General features: G+C 70.3%; 16 protein-coding genes. 5 read left to right on the plus strand and 11 right to left on the minus strand.

Features of this window, described 5'->3' with window-relative positions; genetic code table 11:
- The first annotated feature begins 136 nt into the window (after window positions 1-136).
- On the plus strand, window positions 137-1,492 hold the full coding sequence (locus tag Q1A98_RS00085) for a diguanylate cyclase (RefSeq protein WP_299568922.1): 1,356 nt from the start codon (window positions 137-139) through the stop codon (window positions 1,490-1,492).
- Here the strand turns inward: Q1A98_RS00085 and Q1A98_RS00090 are convergent.
- The 3 genes from Q1A98_RS00090 to Q1A98_RS00100 are packed head-to-tail and all read right to left on the minus strand — an operon-like array spanning window position 1,489 to window position 4,731.
- Window positions 1,489-2,160 carry a TetR/AcrR family transcriptional regulator gene (locus Q1A98_RS00090; protein WP_299568924.1) on the minus strand — a complete coding sequence of 224 codons (672 nt, stop codon included), beginning with the start codon at window positions 2,158-2,160 and terminating at the stop codon, window positions 1,489-1,491. The genes Q1A98_RS00085 and Q1A98_RS00090 overlap by 4 nt on opposite strands.
- A 52-nt stretch (window positions 2,161-2,212) precedes the next feature.
- Entirely contained in the window at window positions 2,213-3,475 is a 1,263-nt protein-coding gene (locus tag Q1A98_RS00095) for an acyl-CoA dehydrogenase family protein (protein WP_299568926.1), read from the minus strand.
- Between the two features lie 50 nt (window positions 3,476-3,525).
- Entirely contained in the window at window positions 3,526-4,731 is a 1,206-nt protein-coding gene (locus Q1A98_RS00100) for an EAL domain-containing protein (protein WP_299568927.1), read from the minus strand.
- 122 nt (window positions 4,732-4,853) lie between these two features.
- Here Q1A98_RS00100 and Q1A98_RS00105 point away from each other — a divergent pair, with 122 nt between their 5' ends.
- On the plus strand, window positions 4,854-5,318 hold the full coding sequence (locus Q1A98_RS00105) for a MarR family winged helix-turn-helix transcriptional regulator (protein ID WP_299568928.1): 465 nt from the start codon (window positions 4,854-4,856) through the stop codon (window positions 5,316-5,318).
- A 7-nt stretch (window positions 5,319-5,325) separates the two neighbouring features.
- On the opposite strand, the gene Q1A98_RS00110 is transcribed toward Q1A98_RS00105, so the two are convergent.
- The 4 genes from Q1A98_RS00110 to idi form a co-directional block, all read right to left on the minus strand.
- The gene (locus Q1A98_RS00110; RefSeq protein ID WP_299568929.1) at window positions 5,326-6,891 is read right to left on the minus strand and encodes an FAD-dependent oxidoreductase; all 1,566 of its coding nucleotides are present in this window, start codon (window positions 6,889-6,891) and stop codon (window positions 5,326-5,328) included.
- A gap of 12 nt (window positions 6,892-6,903) precedes the next feature.
- Entirely contained in the window at window positions 6,904-7,851 is a 948-nt protein-coding gene (locus Q1A98_RS00115) for a diiron oxygenase (RefSeq protein WP_299568930.1), read from the minus strand.
- Between the two features lie 227 nt (window positions 7,852-8,078).
- A complete protein-coding gene (locus Q1A98_RS00120) occupies window positions 8,079-9,008 on the minus strand; it encodes a hypothetical protein (protein ID WP_299568931.1) in 930 nt (309 codons plus the stop codon).
- A 51-nt stretch (window positions 9,009-9,059) separates the two neighbouring features.
- The gene (gene idi, locus Q1A98_RS00125; protein ID WP_299568932.1) at window positions 9,060-9,608 is read right to left on the minus strand and encodes an isopentenyl-diphosphate Delta-isomerase; all 549 of its coding nucleotides are present in this window, start codon (window positions 9,606-9,608) and stop codon (window positions 9,060-9,062) included.
- A gap of 182 nt (window positions 9,609-9,790) precedes the next feature.
- Here idi and Q1A98_RS00130 point away from each other — a divergent pair, with 182 nt between their 5' ends.
- Together Q1A98_RS00130 and Q1A98_RS00135 are read left to right on the plus strand one after the other, a co-directional pair.
- The gene (locus Q1A98_RS00130) at window positions 9,791-10,027 is read left to right on the plus strand and encodes a DUF6480 family protein (protein WP_299568933.1); all 237 of its coding nucleotides are present in this window, start codon (window positions 9,791-9,793) and stop codon (window positions 10,025-10,027) included.
- 235 nt (window positions 10,028-10,262) lie between these two features.
- On the plus strand, window positions 10,263-11,222 hold the full coding sequence (locus Q1A98_RS00135) for a GGDEF domain-containing protein (RefSeq protein ID WP_299568935.1): 960 nt from the start codon (window positions 10,263-10,265) through the stop codon (window positions 11,220-11,222).
- A gap of 31 nt (window positions 11,223-11,253) precedes the next feature.
- Here the strand turns inward: Q1A98_RS00135 and Q1A98_RS00140 are convergent, their stop codons facing one another.
- Complete coding sequence (locus Q1A98_RS00140) at window positions 11,254-11,652, minus strand: hypothetical protein (protein WP_299568937.1); 399 nt, start codon at window positions 11,650-11,652, stop codon at window positions 11,254-11,256.
- Between the two features lie 165 nt (window positions 11,653-11,817).
- Between Q1A98_RS00140 and Q1A98_RS00145 the strand changes: the two genes are divergently transcribed.
- Window positions 11,818-13,350 (plus strand): FAD-dependent oxidoreductase, encoded by a 1,533-nt coding sequence (locus tag Q1A98_RS00145; RefSeq protein ID WP_299568939.1) that lies wholly within the window; start codon window positions 11,818-11,820, stop codon window positions 13,348-13,350.
- Window positions 13,351-13,366: 16 nt separating this feature from the next.
- On the opposite strand, the gene Q1A98_RS00150 is transcribed toward Q1A98_RS00145, so the two are convergent.
- The 3 genes from Q1A98_RS00150 to Q1A98_RS00160 all read right to left on the minus strand — a co-directional run bounded on the left by Q1A98_RS00150 (window position 13,367) and on the right by Q1A98_RS00160 (window position 15,745).
- Window positions 13,367-14,212 carry a SigB/SigF/SigG family RNA polymerase sigma factor gene (locus tag Q1A98_RS00150; protein ID WP_299568940.1) on the minus strand — a complete coding sequence of 282 codons (846 nt, stop codon included), beginning with the start codon at window positions 14,210-14,212 and terminating at the stop codon, window positions 13,367-13,369.
- A 350-nt stretch (window positions 14,213-14,562) separates the two neighbouring features.
- Entirely contained in the window at window positions 14,563-15,411 is an 849-nt protein-coding gene (locus Q1A98_RS00155) for an SDR family oxidoreductase (RefSeq protein ID WP_299568941.1), read from the minus strand.
- Window positions 15,412-15,478: 67 nt separating this feature from the next.
- Window positions 15,479-15,745 carry a hypothetical protein gene (locus Q1A98_RS00160; protein ID WP_299568943.1) on the minus strand — a complete coding sequence of 89 codons (267 nt, stop codon included), beginning with the start codon at window positions 15,743-15,745 and terminating at the stop codon, window positions 15,479-15,481.
- Window positions 15,746-15,870: the final 125 nt, after the last annotated feature.

Here is a 15,870-nt window from a genome sequence, read left to right on the forward strand (position 1 = left end):
CGGTATGTCGTGTGCGCAGTGACAGTAGGACCGGCACGTTGCAGTGACGTTGCGACAACGCGTCGATCGCCGACCTGGCAGGTTCCGTACGAGGGTGCGATGAGAGCACTACTGGCGGGTAATCTCCCTCACACCGATGGCGGCACGGAGCCCGCGTCGCGAGAGCGGGATCGACAGCATGGACCACGACGACGAGACGGCACCGGACGACGCGTTCCGTCGTCTGGTCGAGTCGTCCCCCGACGGTCTGAGCGTGCACGACGGCGAGTGCCTCCTGTACGCCAACCCCGCCGGAGCGGCGATCCTCGGCGAGAGCTCGCCCGACGCCATCGTCGGTCATCGCATCGACGAGTACCTCCACGTCGACGAGCGCGCCGCATTGGCGGACAGACTCGCGGCGATCGTCGCGGACGACCCCTCGGTGACGACGGTCGTGACCCGCGTGACCCGGCGCGACGGACGGGTCCGCACCGTCGAGGCGCGGTCGGTGCCGACGACGTGGAAGGGACGGCCTGCAATCCTCTCGGTGATCCGGGACCTCACCGGCCAGTCGACAGCGGACGAGGCCGCGCGCGTCGCCGAACGGCGGCTCGCCGAGATCGTCGACAGCCTCGTCGACGGGGTGATCGTCCAGGATCGTCGCGGGTACGTGCGGTCGATGAACCCGGCGGCCGCGCGGATCATGGGGGTCGACGTCGACGACGTCGTCGGCACCGACCTCGCGGCGGACCTCCTGGAGCGGGGCAACGTCTGCCGCACGGACGGCAAGATGATCACCCCCGCCCAACTCCCCCACCGGCGGGCGCAGCGGGCCGGGGAGCCGGTGAGCTTCACCCTCGAGATCACCCGCCCCGACGGGTCCGTCGTGACCATCCAGGGCACGACGACCCTCGTCGGGGTCGACCACACGCGGCTGGTGATCTCGTCCTTCACCGATGTGACCGCCGACCGCGAGGCGGCGGATCAGCTGCGCTACCAGGCACGCCACGACTCGTTGACCGGGCTCCCCAACCGACAGCACGTCGTCGACGAGCTCACCGCCGCCGTCCGAGACCCGGCACGTGACTGTGATCTCGGCGTCCTCTACCTCGACCTCGACGCGCTCAAGGCCGTCAACGACTCGCTCGGCCACAGCGTCGGCGACGACCTGCTGACCCACGTCTCGACGAGACTGGCCTCGGTCATCCCGACCGGGGGACTCCTCGGTCGGGTCGGCGGGGACGAGTTCGTCGCCGTGCTCCGCGGCACCCCGGACGACGTCGACGACGTCGCCCGCGCATTGCACGGCGCTCTGCGCGGCACCATCGGACTCGAGGGACGGGCCGTGCGCATCACGGCGAGCATCGGCGCGGTCGCGGTACCGGTCGGCGATCACCGCACCATCGACGAGGTGCTGCGCGACGCCGACTACGCCATGTACGAGGCCAAGGGATCCGGCGGGGATCGCACGGCCTGGCACCGGCGACCCACGCGTGCCGACCGAGACGCCTAGCTCTGACCGGGCAGCGTCACGTGCGCCGGTGTTGGCAGGGGCAGCGCGATCAGCGTGGCGATGTCCTCGTCGGTCACCCCGAGTGCTCGCAGGACATGCGCGGTCACGGTGTCCGCCGCGGCCGCGTCGTCGCGATCGGGTTCGTCGAGCAGCAGCTTGGCCAGCGCCAGGGTCGCGCCGGAGACGACGGTCAGCGCGAGGTCGAGGTCGGCGACGGCGAAGCGGCCCGCCCGGACGGCGGCACCGACGTCACGCCGGGCCCGCGGCAGCAGTCCCTCGTCCGCGGTCAGCATCCCCAGGCCGCGGTTGACGATCACCCTGCTCAGCTCGGGGAACTGACGGTGCAACCGCCCGGTGAGCCGGAAACTCTGGGCGAACGCCTCGGCCGGGTCCTCGATGTCGGCGGTCAGCTCGTCCATCATCGCGCCGTGGACGTCGACGACGGCCATCACCGCGGTGTCGAACAGCTCCTCCTTGGTGGCGAAGTGGTTGTAGAACGACCCCGTCCCCACGTCGGCGAGGGTGGTGATGTCGAGGACGGACACCGCGGTCCGCCCCTCGGCGAGGAACTGTTGGGCCGCCCGGATCAGGGCCTGTCGCGTCTGCTGTTTGCGGCGCTCGGAACGACTCGCCACACCGTCGGCGGTGGGGGTGCGATCGGAGTCCATCGGGCCATCTTCGCACGGACCCAACTCTGACGATGTCGTCAACCGGCTTGTGTCAGCGCTGCTCCGAGCGGTGCTTGCCCAGCTCGATGCGCGCGACCATGCCGAGATGCACCTCGTCGGGACCGTCGGCGAGCCGGATCGCCCGCGCGGCGGTCCACGCCGCCGCCAACGGGGTGTCGCTGCTGAGCCCGCCACCGCCGTGGATCTGCATCGCGACGTCGATCACCTGCTGCGCCATCGTTGGCACGGCGACCTTGATCTGCGACACCTCCGACAGCGCGTTCCGCGGACCGCCCTCGTCGAGCTTCCATGCCGCGTTCAGGACGAGTAGTCGCGCCGAGTCGATCTGGATGCGCGCCCAGGCGATCCGCTCCCGGTTCCCGCCGAGATCGATCAACCGCTTGCCGAACGCGGTGCGATCCAGGCCCCGTCGGATCGCGAGCTCGAGCGAGGCCTCGGCGAGCCCGATCAGCCGCATACAGTGGTGGACGCGCCCGGGGCCGAGCCGGCCCTGCGCGATCTCGAACGCCTTTCCGGCACCGGCGATCACGTTCTCGGCGGGCACCCGCACGTCGGTGAAGCTCACCTCGCCGTGGCCGTACGGCTCGTCCTTGAAGCCCATGGTGTCGAGCAGACGCTCCACGACGACGCCGGTCGAGTCCCGCGGGACCAGGATCATCGAATGGCGGTGATGGCGATCGGCGTCCGGGTCGCTGACCGCCATGACGATGAGGATGCGGCAGTCGGGGTGGCCCACACCGGTGGACCACCACTTGCGGCCGTTCAGCACCCAGTCCTCGCCGTCGCGGATCGCGGTGAGCTCCATGTTGGTCGCGTCCGACGACGCCACCGCGGGTTCGGTCATGCAGAAGGCGCTGCGGATGTCGCCGGCGAGAAGCGGTGCGAGCCATCGCTCCTGTTGTTCGGGGGAGCCGTACTTCAGCAGGACCTCGGCGTTGCCGGTGTCCGGCGCGTTGCAGTTGAAGGCGTACGGCGCCATCGCCGATCGGCCCATCACCTCGGCGACGGGTGCGTAGTCGACGTTGCTCAGCCCGACGCCTCCGCGGGTCCCGTACCTCTCCGCCCACGGTCCCTCGTGTCCGGCGGGGAGGAAGAGATTCCACAGACCCTCGGCGCGCGCCTTCTCCCGCAGCTCGGCCAGCACCGGCAACGGCGTCCAGGGGTCACCGCCGGCCTCGCGCAGTCCGGCGAGCTCCCGGTGGTAGCCCTCTTCGATCGGCTCGATCTCGCGGGCGACGAACTCGGAGACGGCATCGACGAGGTCGGTGGCGCGCTGCGACGGGGCGAAGTCCATCCCCCGAGGCTAACGATCGCCGCCACGTGCCGGACGCGCCTCGCGACTGGTCAGGCTGCGGAGAACCTGTCGAGGATCGCGTGGATGGCCCGGGTGACCGTCGCGCGGTCGTAGGTCTGCACGAAGTCGAAGGTGCGATCGAGGTCGTCGGCGCCGTCGTGCCGGTCGCGGGCGGCGAGCAGCGCCGAGAAGTGCGGCGCCAGCACCGCCACGTTCCACTCGTCGGCGAGCGGGTCGTCGGGGTCGAGTGCGGCGTGCACGACGGCGCCGTCGGTCATCGAGCGCACACCGACCCCGTAGACGCCGGCCAGCGCGGTGGTCTGCGCGAGGCGGTCCCACCGCAGCGACGTCGCGACGGTGAAGTGCCGGGCGTGCTGGAAGGTGCCGAGCACGACGACGGCTCCACCGCTCGCAGCGGCTTGCGCCTCGAGCGCCTTGCTCATCTCGATGAGGAGGCGTTTGCTGCCCGTGCGGGCGCGATGCGACCCCGCGCAGATCGTGTACGGCGTGGTCGGCTCCGTCGGATCACCCTGTGCCCGTGTGCCGATCGACATGGGGACGCGGGGACCGACCACCATCCCGGGATGGTCGACGGCCGGGAACGCCTCCCCCATCCCGTGGGTCGCGCCGAGCGTCTGCGCCACCTGCAGGTGGCGGGCCGAGTCCACACCGTCGGCGATCACGACGGTCGACGTCTCCTGCACGTGCGCGGACAACGCATGGACGAACGTACCGAGGCGAGGCGACGACCCGATCTGCATCACCTGACGGTCGACGACCACGACGTCGGGCTCGATGAGCGCCAACAGCGTCATGGCGGCGTCGTCGATGCCGAGGCCGTCCACCCACACCGACCGTCCGGCGCGGCGCGCCGCCTGCACCGCGGCGATGGTGCGGTGGGGCCGGTGCAGGAGGTCCTGCGGACGGACGGACACGGCCGCCGCCTCGGCCGAGGTGTCCGAGGTCGCGACACCGGGGGAGAAGAGATCGATCGTCACGAGCAGCGGGAGATCGGCGGCGGTCGACCGTACGGCCTGGGCCGCCGCGAGCCGGGTCGCGTCGACGACGCGCTCGAGGCCCATCTGCCGCGCCGCGTGGACGAGGGCGTGGGGTTGCGCGATCGCGGTGTTCGGCGGGCCGGTGACCTGCACGGTCACCGCTGCGGCAGCCCCGTCGGAGAGACGGTGGACCGGGGAGAACCGCGGGTGCAGCAATTCGGACCACGTTGTCAGTTCATCGTCGGTCTCGATGTCCACCCTCGCCCCCCTCCTGCACGATTCGTCCAGCATATACTTTCCATGGAAAGCAATTGACCCGATGAGACGAATTCGTCACGCAGGCCTCTTCGGACTCGGTGACGAGACGGTACGGGGGTGCGATGGACGACGACACGGCGATCGTGGCCGACCTCTTCGACCACCTCGTGCGGGCACAGATCCTCCTGTGGAACGCCGTCGACGGCCGGTTGCGCGCCGACCACGACCTGCCCCTGAGCTGGTTCGAGCCGATGCGGGTGATCGCAAGTCGCGACCACGCGCGGGTCCGCGACATCGCCACCACGCTGCTCGTCACCGACGGCGGCGCGAGCAAACTCGTGGACCGCATCGCCGCGGCAGGATTCCTCCACCGCCACCGTCACCCCGACGACGGGCGCGCGGCGTGGCTGGAACTCAGCGACTCCGGCCGACAGGTCCTCGCGGCCGCCGAGGCGTCCTTCCACGACGAGTTGTCACGACGGCTCGGGTCGACGATGTCCGCCGACCACATCCGGGAACTCGCCGGATCTCTCGCGATCCTGCGCACGGTGGCCGCGAGTGCCGGATCGGCCTCTGCCGACCGCTGAGGCCCGATCAGCCCCGACGGCGGCGGCGAGCGGTCTTGGTCAGTTCCTCTGTGCTGGTGAGCTTCACGCGCGGGCGGCCCGCACCGCGGCCACGTTCCCGTTCGACCCTGTCGATGGTGCGGATACCGCGACGACGGATCGGGGTGACTCCGCGCTTGCGGAGGAAACCCTCGAGACCGTCGGCCTCCCGGTTCGGCGCCGGGACCAGGCCGTCGGCGATGTCGTCGATGACCGCGCCGACGGTGTCCTCGGCGCAGGCGCGGTTCGCACCGATGCCGCCCGACGGGCCCCGCTTGGCCCAGCCCACGACGTATGAGCCGCGCAGGATCTCGTCCCCGTCGACGACACGGCCGTCGCGGCTCGGGATGAGGCCGGCGTCGGCGTCGAACGGCAGGCCCTCGATGGGCCGCGTCCGGTACCCGATGGAGCTGATGAGGTTGTCGGCGGCGATGTCGTACTCGCTGTCGCCGCTGCGCACACGCACCGCGGTCATCGCGTCACCGTCGCCGACCACCTCGACGGGCGTGGTGCCGAACACGAACACCACCCGACGCCGACCGGGCTGCGGCGGCGCCGAGAACTCGGCGGGATCGACGTCGTCGGCGTCGAGCGCGACCACCTCGATACCGGGCATCGCTGTGAGAGCTGCGAACTCGGCCTTCGTGTAGGCGGCGGTCTCGGGGCCGCGACGACCCAGGAGGACGATCTCCGAGGTCGCGTTGTCGTCGAAGAACGGCAGTGATCGGTCGGCGATGTCGGTGCGTCGCAACGCATCCGACGAGGTGTGGAACAGGCGCGCGATGTCGAGCGCGACATTTCCCGTGCCGACGAGGACGGTTCGGCCGACGACACCGGGTCGCAGCGGGTTCTCGACGTCGGGGATGCCGTTGTACCAGGCGACGGTCTCGGTGGCCGACGTGCTGCCGGCCAGGTCCTCGCCCGGGATCCCCAGGCGACGCGGCTCCGACGCACCGACCGCGTAGATCACCGCGTCGAAGTGGGCGGCCAGGTCCTGCGGCGAGATGTCCACACCGACCTCGACACCACCGAGGACGGTGACCCGCGGGTCACGCAGGTGCAGGTCGAACCCGTGCATGATGTTCTTCGTCGCCGGGTGGTCGGGCGCCACACCGCTGCGGATGAGCCCGCCCGGAGTCGGCAGTTTGTCGATCACCGTCACCGACGCCATCGTGCGGTTCAGCAGGGTGCGCAACGCATATCCGGCGGAGGGTCCCGTCCCCACCAGGGCCACGCTCAGACCCTCGGGCAGACGCGGGATCCGCGCGTACTGCGTGGGTACCGGACCGGATTCGACGTCGGCATCGCGGTAGTAGGCCGCGTTCACCTCCGCGAAGTGCGCGTCCTTCGGACCCAGCCGGTCGATCGGGAAGATCGCGTCGACCGGGCAGGCATCCGCGCACGCACCGCAGTCGATGCACTTCTCCGGATCGATGTGCAGGATGTCGGCGGTGCCGAACCCCGGTTCACCCGGTGCCGGGTGGATGCAGCCGACGGGACAGACCGACACACACCCGGCGTCGCTACAACACGACTGGGTGATCGCGAAAGCCACGAGGTGCCGCGATCAGAGGATGTGCGCGCGGCGGTACCAGAACGCCGCGGGGCGGGTGAGAAGGCCGACGCTGTCGAGGAACTCCATGAGATGCGTGCAGCTTCCGCGCATCATCGAGTGGAAGTGGGCGTTCTTCTTGCGCGCCGCCATCGCCTGCTTGCGGTCGAGGCCGGCGTTCACGTACGCCTCGGGCGAGTGCAGGCTGCCGACGATCACGAAGCCGGCGATCGCGATGATGAGCGCGCTGATCTGGCGGCGCAGCCGGCCCACACCCTTCAGCGACTCGCGGACCTCCTCGCGGGCGAACTTCATGTGCCGCGATTCCTCGAGGACGTGGATCTCGTTGATGGTGCGCACGAACGGCAGCACGCGGTCGTCGTTCATGCAGCCGCGCTGCAGGACGTCGAGGACCTCCTCGGCGACGAGGATGCCGGCGTACGCGACCTCCTTGCGGGCGAGCAGCTTGAAGCCCTGGCCCAACCAGCCGACCAGCGTGGACGGGCGGTAGGAGGTGCCGACGAGCTTCTCGGAACCCTTGGCGAACATGAGCGAGTGCCGACACTCGTCGGCGATCTCGATGAGCGACCACTGGAACTCGGGGCTGTGGTACTGACCGAGGTACTGATCGCGCAGCACCATCTCCTGCAGGATCATCTCGAACCAGATGCCGTTCGAGGCGACCGACGCGGTCTCATGCTTGGTCAGCTCGATCCGCTGCTTCTCGTCGAGGCGGTTCCACAGGTCGGTGCCGTAGAGCGTGCACCACTCCGGGCTGCAGCCGTACTTGGTGGGGTCGAGCGGCTCGTCCCAGTCGACCTCGGTCATCGCGTTGCGCGACAGACGGGCCGCGGAGGCGATGAGGCGGTCGGAGACCTCCTGCGCACCCTGGTCGAGCCGGGACTCCGCGGCCTGCGCCTGCGATCCGTCCTGTGTGACCGTGTTGTTCGCGACCACCGTCATCGTGCACCTCCATGTCGGACGACTTCGTCGTCGTCGATCGTGACAATTGATGTTGTCGTCAACGTTCATTGTCACGATACGACTCGGGTGCACACCTGTAAACCCACTGACGGGTGGTCGATCTGCACCGCCGTCAGTGATCTACGTCACCGGCGTCCGCGGTATTCCTGCGGGTCACAGCCGTCGCCGGGCGATCGGTGTGTGGACATCCAGACGTGGACCGGCGGCTACTGGTAGCTGACGTAGTCCGGCTGCGGTGCCAGCGCGAGAACCTGCGCCGGGTTCATGACTCCGATGTCCTGGCGGTAGAAGACCTTGAACCCGGGATGCATCCGCGGGTCGGTGAGTTCGCCGTACTTGCGCACCTTGGTGCCCGTCGTGCCGAAGCCGTCCGTGTGGGCGATCAGGGCGAGCTCCGGCGGGGTGAGGACGCCGGCACGTCCGGTGATCATGTCGGCCGTGAACTGGTGCAGTACCAATGGTTTCTGCGGCAGTCCGCCCCGGCGGGTGACGTCGGCGAGCCACGACACGACGGTGTTCACCTCCGCGGCGGAGACCGTCCCGATCTGCGTGCCGGGGACGACACCCCGCGGCATCCGCCACTCGGCGTCGAGCGCGAGGCCGACGTCGGGCTGGGTGAGGAAACGCTGCCACCGCTGGACCTGCGGCAGGAACGGGCACTGCCCGGGCTGCACGTCGAGGACGAGCATCTGGCGGTGGGCGCGCGCGGCGGCGAGGTAGCGGTCGACGTCGGCGTCGGCGATCGGGTGGGAGTAGCAGCCACCGGGGCCCGGTGTCGGGTCGGCGACGGTCACGATCATCTCCATGACGGGCAGCACCGGTCGGCCGGGCCGCGCGTAGGCGGCGGCCTGCTGTTCCAGCCGGTCGGCGGCCTGGTCGGGCGTGCCGACCCCCAGCGCACCCAGGCCGCCCCCGTCGTCGGTGCCGTAGAGCGCCACGAGCCGGCGTTCCGGGAACAGGACCCGACCGCCGCGCGGCAGCTGCGCCGGCGAGGGTGCGGATGAACTCACCGTCGAGGCGGGGCGCGGCGTGGGGTCCGAGTCACCCGCGGGAGACGACCCGCACGCGGCGAGCGACAGACCGAACACGGCCACGGCCGCGACGACGACACCGCGAATTCCTCTGCCCCCGGTCACGATCGGCGATGGTGCCACGCGGCGGGGCCGCGACGCCACCGGCGGGAGGTGTCAGAACCCCGCCACGCGGACCGGACGGACCAGGTCGTCCGGCGAGAGCCGGGAGACCTGGGACGCGAACCAGGGACTGAACGCCCACGGCGCCCGCTCGACGGCCGTCCACACGTCGGAGACGTCCGCCCATGCGTACTCGGCGACCTCGTCCGCGGACGGCGACACCTCACCGACGGGGCGTGCCGTGAACACCGGACAGATCTCGTTCTCGACGATCCCGCTCGCGTCCACGGCGCGGTAGCGGAAGTCGGGCAGGACGCAGCGCAGGTCGGCGACGGCGAAGCCGAGCTCTCGGGGCGCGTACCGATGCACGGCGTTCTCGGTGGACTCGTCGGGCCGGGGGTGGCCACAGAAGGAGTTGGTCCACACACCGGGCCAGGTTCGCTTGCTCAGCGCCCGACGCGTCATGAGGATCGCGCCGTCGTCGACGACGAGACACGAGAACGCGAGGTGCAGGGGCGTGTCCTCGGTGTGGACCGTCGTGCGGTCGGTGACACCCGTCGGCGTGCCCGAGTCGTCGGTGAGGACCACCAGATCTTCGTTCATGTCTCCCGGCCGAGTCTCGCCTGCAGTTACTGGACTGATCGTACAGAGACGCGGAGCGTCGCACCGGGCCCGACGCCGGACCGAGACCTGCACGCCGCCGTCCGTCTCTGTTCGGCCGCACCTGCCCTCGCAGACCCCGAGCTCCTCGTCAGGCCCCCCGACCCGCTCGTAGCGTGGGTCGGGTGACCGATCCCGAGAAAGTCCCCGACCTCGAATCCGGCGGTGGCGCCGCACCAGGATCGACACCTCCTGCAGCGGAATCCACGTCCTGGGTCCACGACGACGCCGATCCGAGCGTGACACGACGCTTCCCGCCCGGCGGGCGGACGGGGAAGATCCTCGCGGCCGTCGTGGTGCTCGTCCTGCTCGCCTTCCTGATCGCCGGAGCGGTCAGCGTCGGGATCAACTACGCGACCTGACCGACCCGGCGGCCGAGCCGGGCGCCGGGCGGACGACCAGGGCACGCACGCTCCACCTTTGTTACGGTGAACAGGTTCGCGATCGCGAACTTGTGACCAGCAATCGCACAGCGCCGTGGTGCGCACCGAGGGTCGAGCGGAGATGCCAGCGTCTGGGTGGGGAACGATTCGGCGGACGCCGGAGCCGATGACGTGGGTTCCCTCCCGCGACAGAGTCATCGACGGGCCGGTTCGCGTGACGACAGCGATGGCGTGCGTCAGCTTCGCCGGGTGGGCCGCGTTGGCGGCGTCGGCCGATCTGGGTGTCACCAGGACGAACACCTGGGTGTTGTGGGTTCTGGCCGGCGTCGCGATCGTGCTGGCTCTGGCGGCGGCGACCGCGCCGTCGACGTTCGAGGGGCGCGGCGCGGTGGCCTTCGTCGTCGTCGCAGACGTCGCCATCGCCGTCGGACTGTCCGCGGTGTCGGACGAGACACTGTCCATCGTGGGGTGCTCACTTTTCATGTTCGTCGGCGCCTTCGCGGCCCTCCTCGTGGGTCGCGCCGCCATCCTCGCCCACGTCGCCATCTCCTCGGCGTGCCTCGTCGTCGTCGCGGCCGCGGCCCACCCCGGCGGACGCACCACGATCCTTCTGAGCCTCGCGACGTGGCTCGCCCTGGGTGTCCCTGTCGCCGTCCGCGCCCTCTGGCGCGACCTACGCCCGCGAGCCCAGCTGGCCTTCACCGACCCGCTCACCGGGGCGGCGAACCGCGCCGGACTGGAACGCAACTTCGTGTCCCTGCGCGCGCTCGCGCACCGCCGGGGACTCGCCGTCGCCGTGGTCATCGCCGACATCGACCGGTTCAAGAGCGTCAACGACGTCCACGGGCATGCGATCGGGGACGCGGTCATCGGTGAGGCCGCGCGGATCCTGTTCCACCATTTCGGGGCCGGGGCGACGGTGGCCCGCCACGGCGGCGAGGAGTTCACCGTCCTGGTCGCCGGGCATCCGGGCGATCTGCGCTACCGCGTGGCCTCGTTGCCGACCGCCACACAAGGTGAGCAGGGACCGCAGGTCACGATGAGCGTCGGCGCGGCGTGGTGCCGCGTCGACGTGGAATCGACCGATTGCCTGTGGCGCGCGGTCGGCACGGCGGACGCCGCGATGTACGAGGCCAAGGCGCACGGCGGGAACTCCTGCGTCAGCAGGCTCTGACCCGGTCGACAATCGCGTCGGGGTCGCCGCCTCAGGCGGGTTCGCGCAGTTTGCTGAACGACACGACCACGTCGCGACCGTCGGGACAGTCCTTGCCGGCGACGTCGACGTGGTCCACCGAGGCGTTGACCACCTGCCATCCCACGCCCACGCCGAGGTGGCGTCGACCGGCCTCGACGCGCCCGCGGATCTCGCCGTCAGCGGCGTGCGGCCCGGTGATCACAGAGCACGTGAGCGAGTGGCGGTGGTCGGACCGCTCGACGATCTGATCGCAGATCTCCGTCACGGCCACGACGAGGTCGAACGTCGACTCGACGCTGAAATCGACACGCAGGAGCAAGGTCTCGAGCATCGCCCGTATCACACCGACCCGGTGAGGTGCCACGGTCACCGTCACCATCGCCGACGACCGTGTCCAGTCGTCGTCCACATGGACTCCTCCCGTCGCAGGGCTTCGGTCACTGCGAACCGTGGTTATGGATCGTTCGGTCGCAGTGGCGATACCCGACCCGCACGACGTGAAACCTCGACGACGGGAGTCGTTTACGTACCCGGGAGGTGGGTAGCTGGCTGTGCAGACGACGTGAGGGAGACGATGACATCACTCTGGCTCGAGAACCGTGGTCGTGCCGCGGCTCCGATGCGCCAGGCCGACGACCTCGAGGGGTCCCGGTTCGACCACGTCGTGGTCGGAGCGGGGATCACCGGCATGGTGACGGCCGTCCTGCTGGCGCGTGTCGGCGGGAGCGTCGCGGTGCTCGAGGCCCGACATCTCGGCGCGGTGACCACCGGACACACCACCGGGAAGGTGAGCCTCCTGCAGGGGACACGCCTGTCGACGATCGCCCGGCGGCACGACGACGCGGTCGTCGCGGCCTACGTCGACGCCAACCGGGAGGGCATGCAGTGGCTGCTGCGGTTCTGCGCCGACCACGACATCCCCGTCGACCGCGAGACCGCACTGACCTACGCGACGGGTGAGGACGACGCGGACACCGTCGTCGCCGAACACCGCGCGGCGCGTGCCGCCGGGCTCGACGTGGAGATCGTCGGCGACACCGACCTGCCCTTCGACGTGGCCGCGGCGGTGTCCCTGCCGGACCAGGCCCAGTTCGACCCGATGCCGGTCCTCGACGCCCTCGCCGACGACCTGCGCGCACACGGCGGCGTCCTCGTGGAGGGCGTGCGGGTCCATGGGACCGGCTCACCGTTCCCGGGACTGCCCGGCGTGCTCCCCCGCGGGGACGTGACCGTCCGGACCGACCGCGGCCGGGTACGGGCGGCCACCATGACCCTGGCGACCGGCGCACCGACGCTGGACCGCGGCGCCCACTTCGCACGTCTCACCGCGCAGCGGTCCTACGGTGCGGTGTTCTCCCTCGACGACGAGCGCATCCCGCGGTCGATGTCGCTGGCAGCGGGATCCCCGTCGGTCTCGCTGCGGTACGCCTGGCGGCCGTCGCCGGACGGTTCCGAGCGCGTGCTGATGGTCGGCGGCTTCGGCCACGAGACGGGCCGGACGTCGTCGGAGCGCTCCCACACCGACGACCTGATCCGCTGGACCCGCAGCACCTTCCCCGGCGCCGAACTGCGGAACCTGTGGTCGGCCCAGGACTACTCGTCGGTGGACGAACTGCCTGTCGTCGGTCCGGTGATCCCGGGCGACGACCGGATCCTGGTGGCGACCGGCTTCGCCAAGTGGGGCATGACGAACGGTGCCGCCGCGGCGCTGGCGTGCAGTGGCCGCATCCTCGGCGCCGACATGCCGTGGGCGACGGTGTACCGCTCGTGGCGGCCGTCGCAGGTCACCTCGGTCGCGTCCGCGGCGCAGATGAACGCCTCCGTCGCGCGCCACATGGTGACGGGATGGGCGTCGGCGCTCGGTCGCACCGCGGACCGCACGCCGTCGGCGGACGGGGACGCGACGGTCGGTCGAGCCGGCGTCCGACCCGTGGGGCGGTGCCGGGTGGACGGGACCGAGTCGACGGTGACACCGGTGTGCACCCACCTCGGCGGCATCCTGCACTGGAACGACGCCGAGCAGAGCTGGGACTGTCCGCTGCACGGATCACGCTTCGGCCCCGACGGCGACGTCCTCGAGGGTCCGGCGACGCGACACCTCCCCTGAGGGGACGCCGACGGCCTCAGGCCGCGCCGACCGTCCACCCGTCGTCGACGGACGGGTCGCGCACGCCCTCCCGGAGTCGGACCAGCGTGGCCGAGAGTATCCGCGACACGTGCATCTGTGAGATCCCGACCTCCCGGGCGATCTGCGACTGCGACATCGAGTCGAAGTAGCGCAGCACGAGGATCCTGCGCTCACGGGCGGGCAGGGCGTCGATGACCGGGCGCACCGACACGAGCTCGTCGACCTGTCCGATCCGCTCGTCCCGGCTGCCCAGGGTCTCCCGGATGCTGGGGGTCGCGGAGTCGCCGCCGAACTCCGCGTCGATGGAGGTCGTGTGGTACGAGGCGCCGGCGACGAGCCCGTCGATGACGTCGTCGACGGCCAGGCCGGTCTCGGCCGCGATCTCCGACGGCCGCGGCGACCGACCCAGACGCTGTGACAACGCGTCCGAGACACGGGTGATCTGGAGATAGTTCTCCTTGGTGCGCCGGGGAACCCGCATGCACCACGCGGCGTCCCGGAAGTACCGGCGGACCTCACCCATCACCGTGGGGACCGCGAACGACAGGAAGTCGCTGCCCCGCTCGGGGTCGTATCGGTCGATCGCGTTGACCAGGCCGACCCGCGCGACCTGGACGAGGTCATCGTACGGCTCGCCCCGCCCGCCGAATCGACGCGCGACATGATCTGCCAGCGGAAGGCATCGCGCGATGACACTGTCGCGCAGTCGTTCTCGGTCACGCCCGCCGGCCGCGGCCACCCTCGCAAGCACCTCGGGCACGTCGGCGTAGTCGTCGTCGTGACTGCGCGAGCGCGTGGACGCGGGTCGGACGGGAGAGCCGGGGGAATCGTTGGAAATCATGAATCACCCTGTTTCTGGGTTGATCTCGGATTCGGCGCGGTGGTCCGGTGTCGCGTCCCGGGTGGGTGCGGCGACGACCGACAGAATGGGTGTGCGCACCTCTAGCGCCGGCGACCGGTGAGATGCAGGGCTTCCAACTGAACCGTGCGTCCGGTCTCCCCTTGATCGTCGCACGTTCTGGCCGATCTGAACACCCTTCGGGCCGCCCCATCAGGTCACGAAGGAGCACGGATCAGCCCTCACCACGGTCGGTGGGTGACGGATTCGACACAGGGTCGTGCCTGCGGTACCGGCTGCATGGTGTGCGGTGCGCGCGCACACGGATCGCGCACGCGTGCAGCGCAGACTGCTCAGCCGGGCAGCGTCTCGCCGCCGATCGGTGCGAGGACCTCTCCGGAGTAGTACGAGGACATCGTCCGTGCGGCGAAGAAGACGAACGACGGGGCGATCTCGTCGGCCCGCGCGGCCCTGCCGTACGGCACCTGGGCACCGAACTCGGCGACCTGCTCCACCGGCATGGTCGCCGGGATCAGAGGCGTCCAGACCGGTCCGGGCGCAACACAGTTCACGCGGATGTCGCGCTCGAGCAGAGACTGTGCGAGGGAGTACGTGAGCGCGGTCACCGCGCCCTTGGCGGCCGAGTAGTCGATGAGGGTCTTGTTGCCCCGCAACCCGTTGATCGATCCGGTGTTGATGATGGCCCCGCCGCCCGTCAGATGCTCCACGGCCGCGCGGGTGACGTGGAAGAAGCTGTGGATGTTCACGTCGAACGTGCGGTACCACTGCTCGGGGGTGAGCTCGAGGAAGTCGTCGACAGGGTTCTGGAAGGCGACGTTGTTGACGAGGACGTCGAGTCCACCCAACGTCTCCACGGTCTGCGTGACCACGTCGCGGCAGTGCTGGGGGTCGGCCAGGTCGCCCTCGATCGAGTGCGCTCGTCGACCTTGCGCAGTGATGAGGTCGCAGGTGTGCGAGGCGTCCTCGGGCTCGGCAAGGTGGGCGATGACGACGTCGGCGCCCTCCTTGGCGAACGCGACGGCGACCGCGCGGCCGATACCGGAGTCACCACCCGTCACCAACGCCCGCTTGCCGGCGAGCAGACCGCGCCCCTCGTAGTGCCGCATCTCGTCGTGCGGCTGCTCCGACATGTCGGCGGTGTGGCCGGGGTAGTCGATGGTCTCCTCGGGGTGCTCACTCATGTCCGGCAGGCTGCCCCGACGCGGCCGGCGCCAAACCTCCTGCGGCGGCGAGTGAGTCCGCGCTCGGTCAGCGGGGCAGCGCCCCGAACGCGACGGTCAGCAACACCAGGGCCAGGACGAGGAGCCCCACGATCACCATGACGCCACCGTGCTCGCCGAGCAGCAGTCGTTCGGGGTCGAACGCGTCGACGCGGTCGGTGTCACCGGACGCGGCTGTGATGCCGGCGCCGAAGGGCACGGATGCCGACATGGGGGCCGGCGCCGACGCGGCGGCGTCGAGCGTGACCATGCCGTCGTCGCCAGGGTCTGGCAGGGAATCGGGGAGCGTGTGCATCGGGGGTCCCTCCACAAGACAGGTGGGCCGGACTCCGGTGTCTGCATCCGACGGAACTCCCTGAGCCTATGTATCCGATGCTGACGCGAACGAATCCTGAGCGGGTCTGCGCCCCGATCGATACT

The sequence above is a fragment of the uncultured Williamsia sp. genome, from assembly GCF_947494875.1.
In the GTDB taxonomy this organism is placed as follows: domain Bacteria; phylum Actinomycetota; class Actinomycetes; order Mycobacteriales; family Mycobacteriaceae; genus Williamsia_A.

What these genes read in the sequence shown, in the direction of transcription:
- Q1A98_RS00085 (WP_299568922.1), top strand. Translation starts at nt 137, where the DNA reads ATGGCGGCACGGAGCCCGCGTCGCGAGAGCGGGATCGACAGCATGGAC.
- Q1A98_RS00090 (WP_299568924.1), bottom strand. Translation starts at nt 2,160, where the DNA reads ATGGACTCCGATCGCACCCCCACCGCCGACGGTGTGGCGAGTCGTTCC.
- Q1A98_RS00095 (WP_299568926.1), bottom strand. Translation starts at nt 3,475, where the DNA reads ATGGACTTCGCCCCGTCGCAGCGCGCCACCGACCTCGTCGATGCCGTC.
- Q1A98_RS00105 (WP_299568928.1), top strand. Translation starts at nt 4,854, where the DNA reads ATGGACGACGACACGGCGATCGTGGCCGACCTCTTCGACCACCTCGTG.
- Q1A98_RS00115 (WP_299568930.1), bottom strand. Translation starts at nt 7,851, where the DNA reads ATGACGGTGGTCGCGAACAACACGGTCACACAGGACGGATCGCAGGCG.
- idi (WP_299568932.1), bottom strand. Translation starts at nt 9,608, where the DNA reads ATGAACGAAGATCTGGTGGTCCTCACCGACGACTCGGGCACGCCGACG.
- Q1A98_RS00145 (WP_299568939.1), top strand. Translation starts at nt 11,818, where the DNA reads ATGACATCACTCTGGCTCGAGAACCGTGGTCGTGCCGCGGCTCCGATG.
- Q1A98_RS00150 (WP_299568940.1), bottom strand. Translation starts at nt 14,212, where the DNA reads ATGATTTCCAACGATTCCCCCGGCTCTCCCGTCCGACCCGCGTCCACG.
- Q1A98_RS00155 (WP_299568941.1), bottom strand. Translation starts at nt 15,411, where the DNA reads ATGAGTGAGCACCCCGAGGAGACCATCGACTACCCCGGCCACACCGCC.
- Q1A98_RS00160 (WP_299568943.1), bottom strand. Translation starts at nt 15,745, where the DNA reads ATGCACACGCTCCCCGATTCCCTGCCAGACCCTGGCGACGACGGCATG.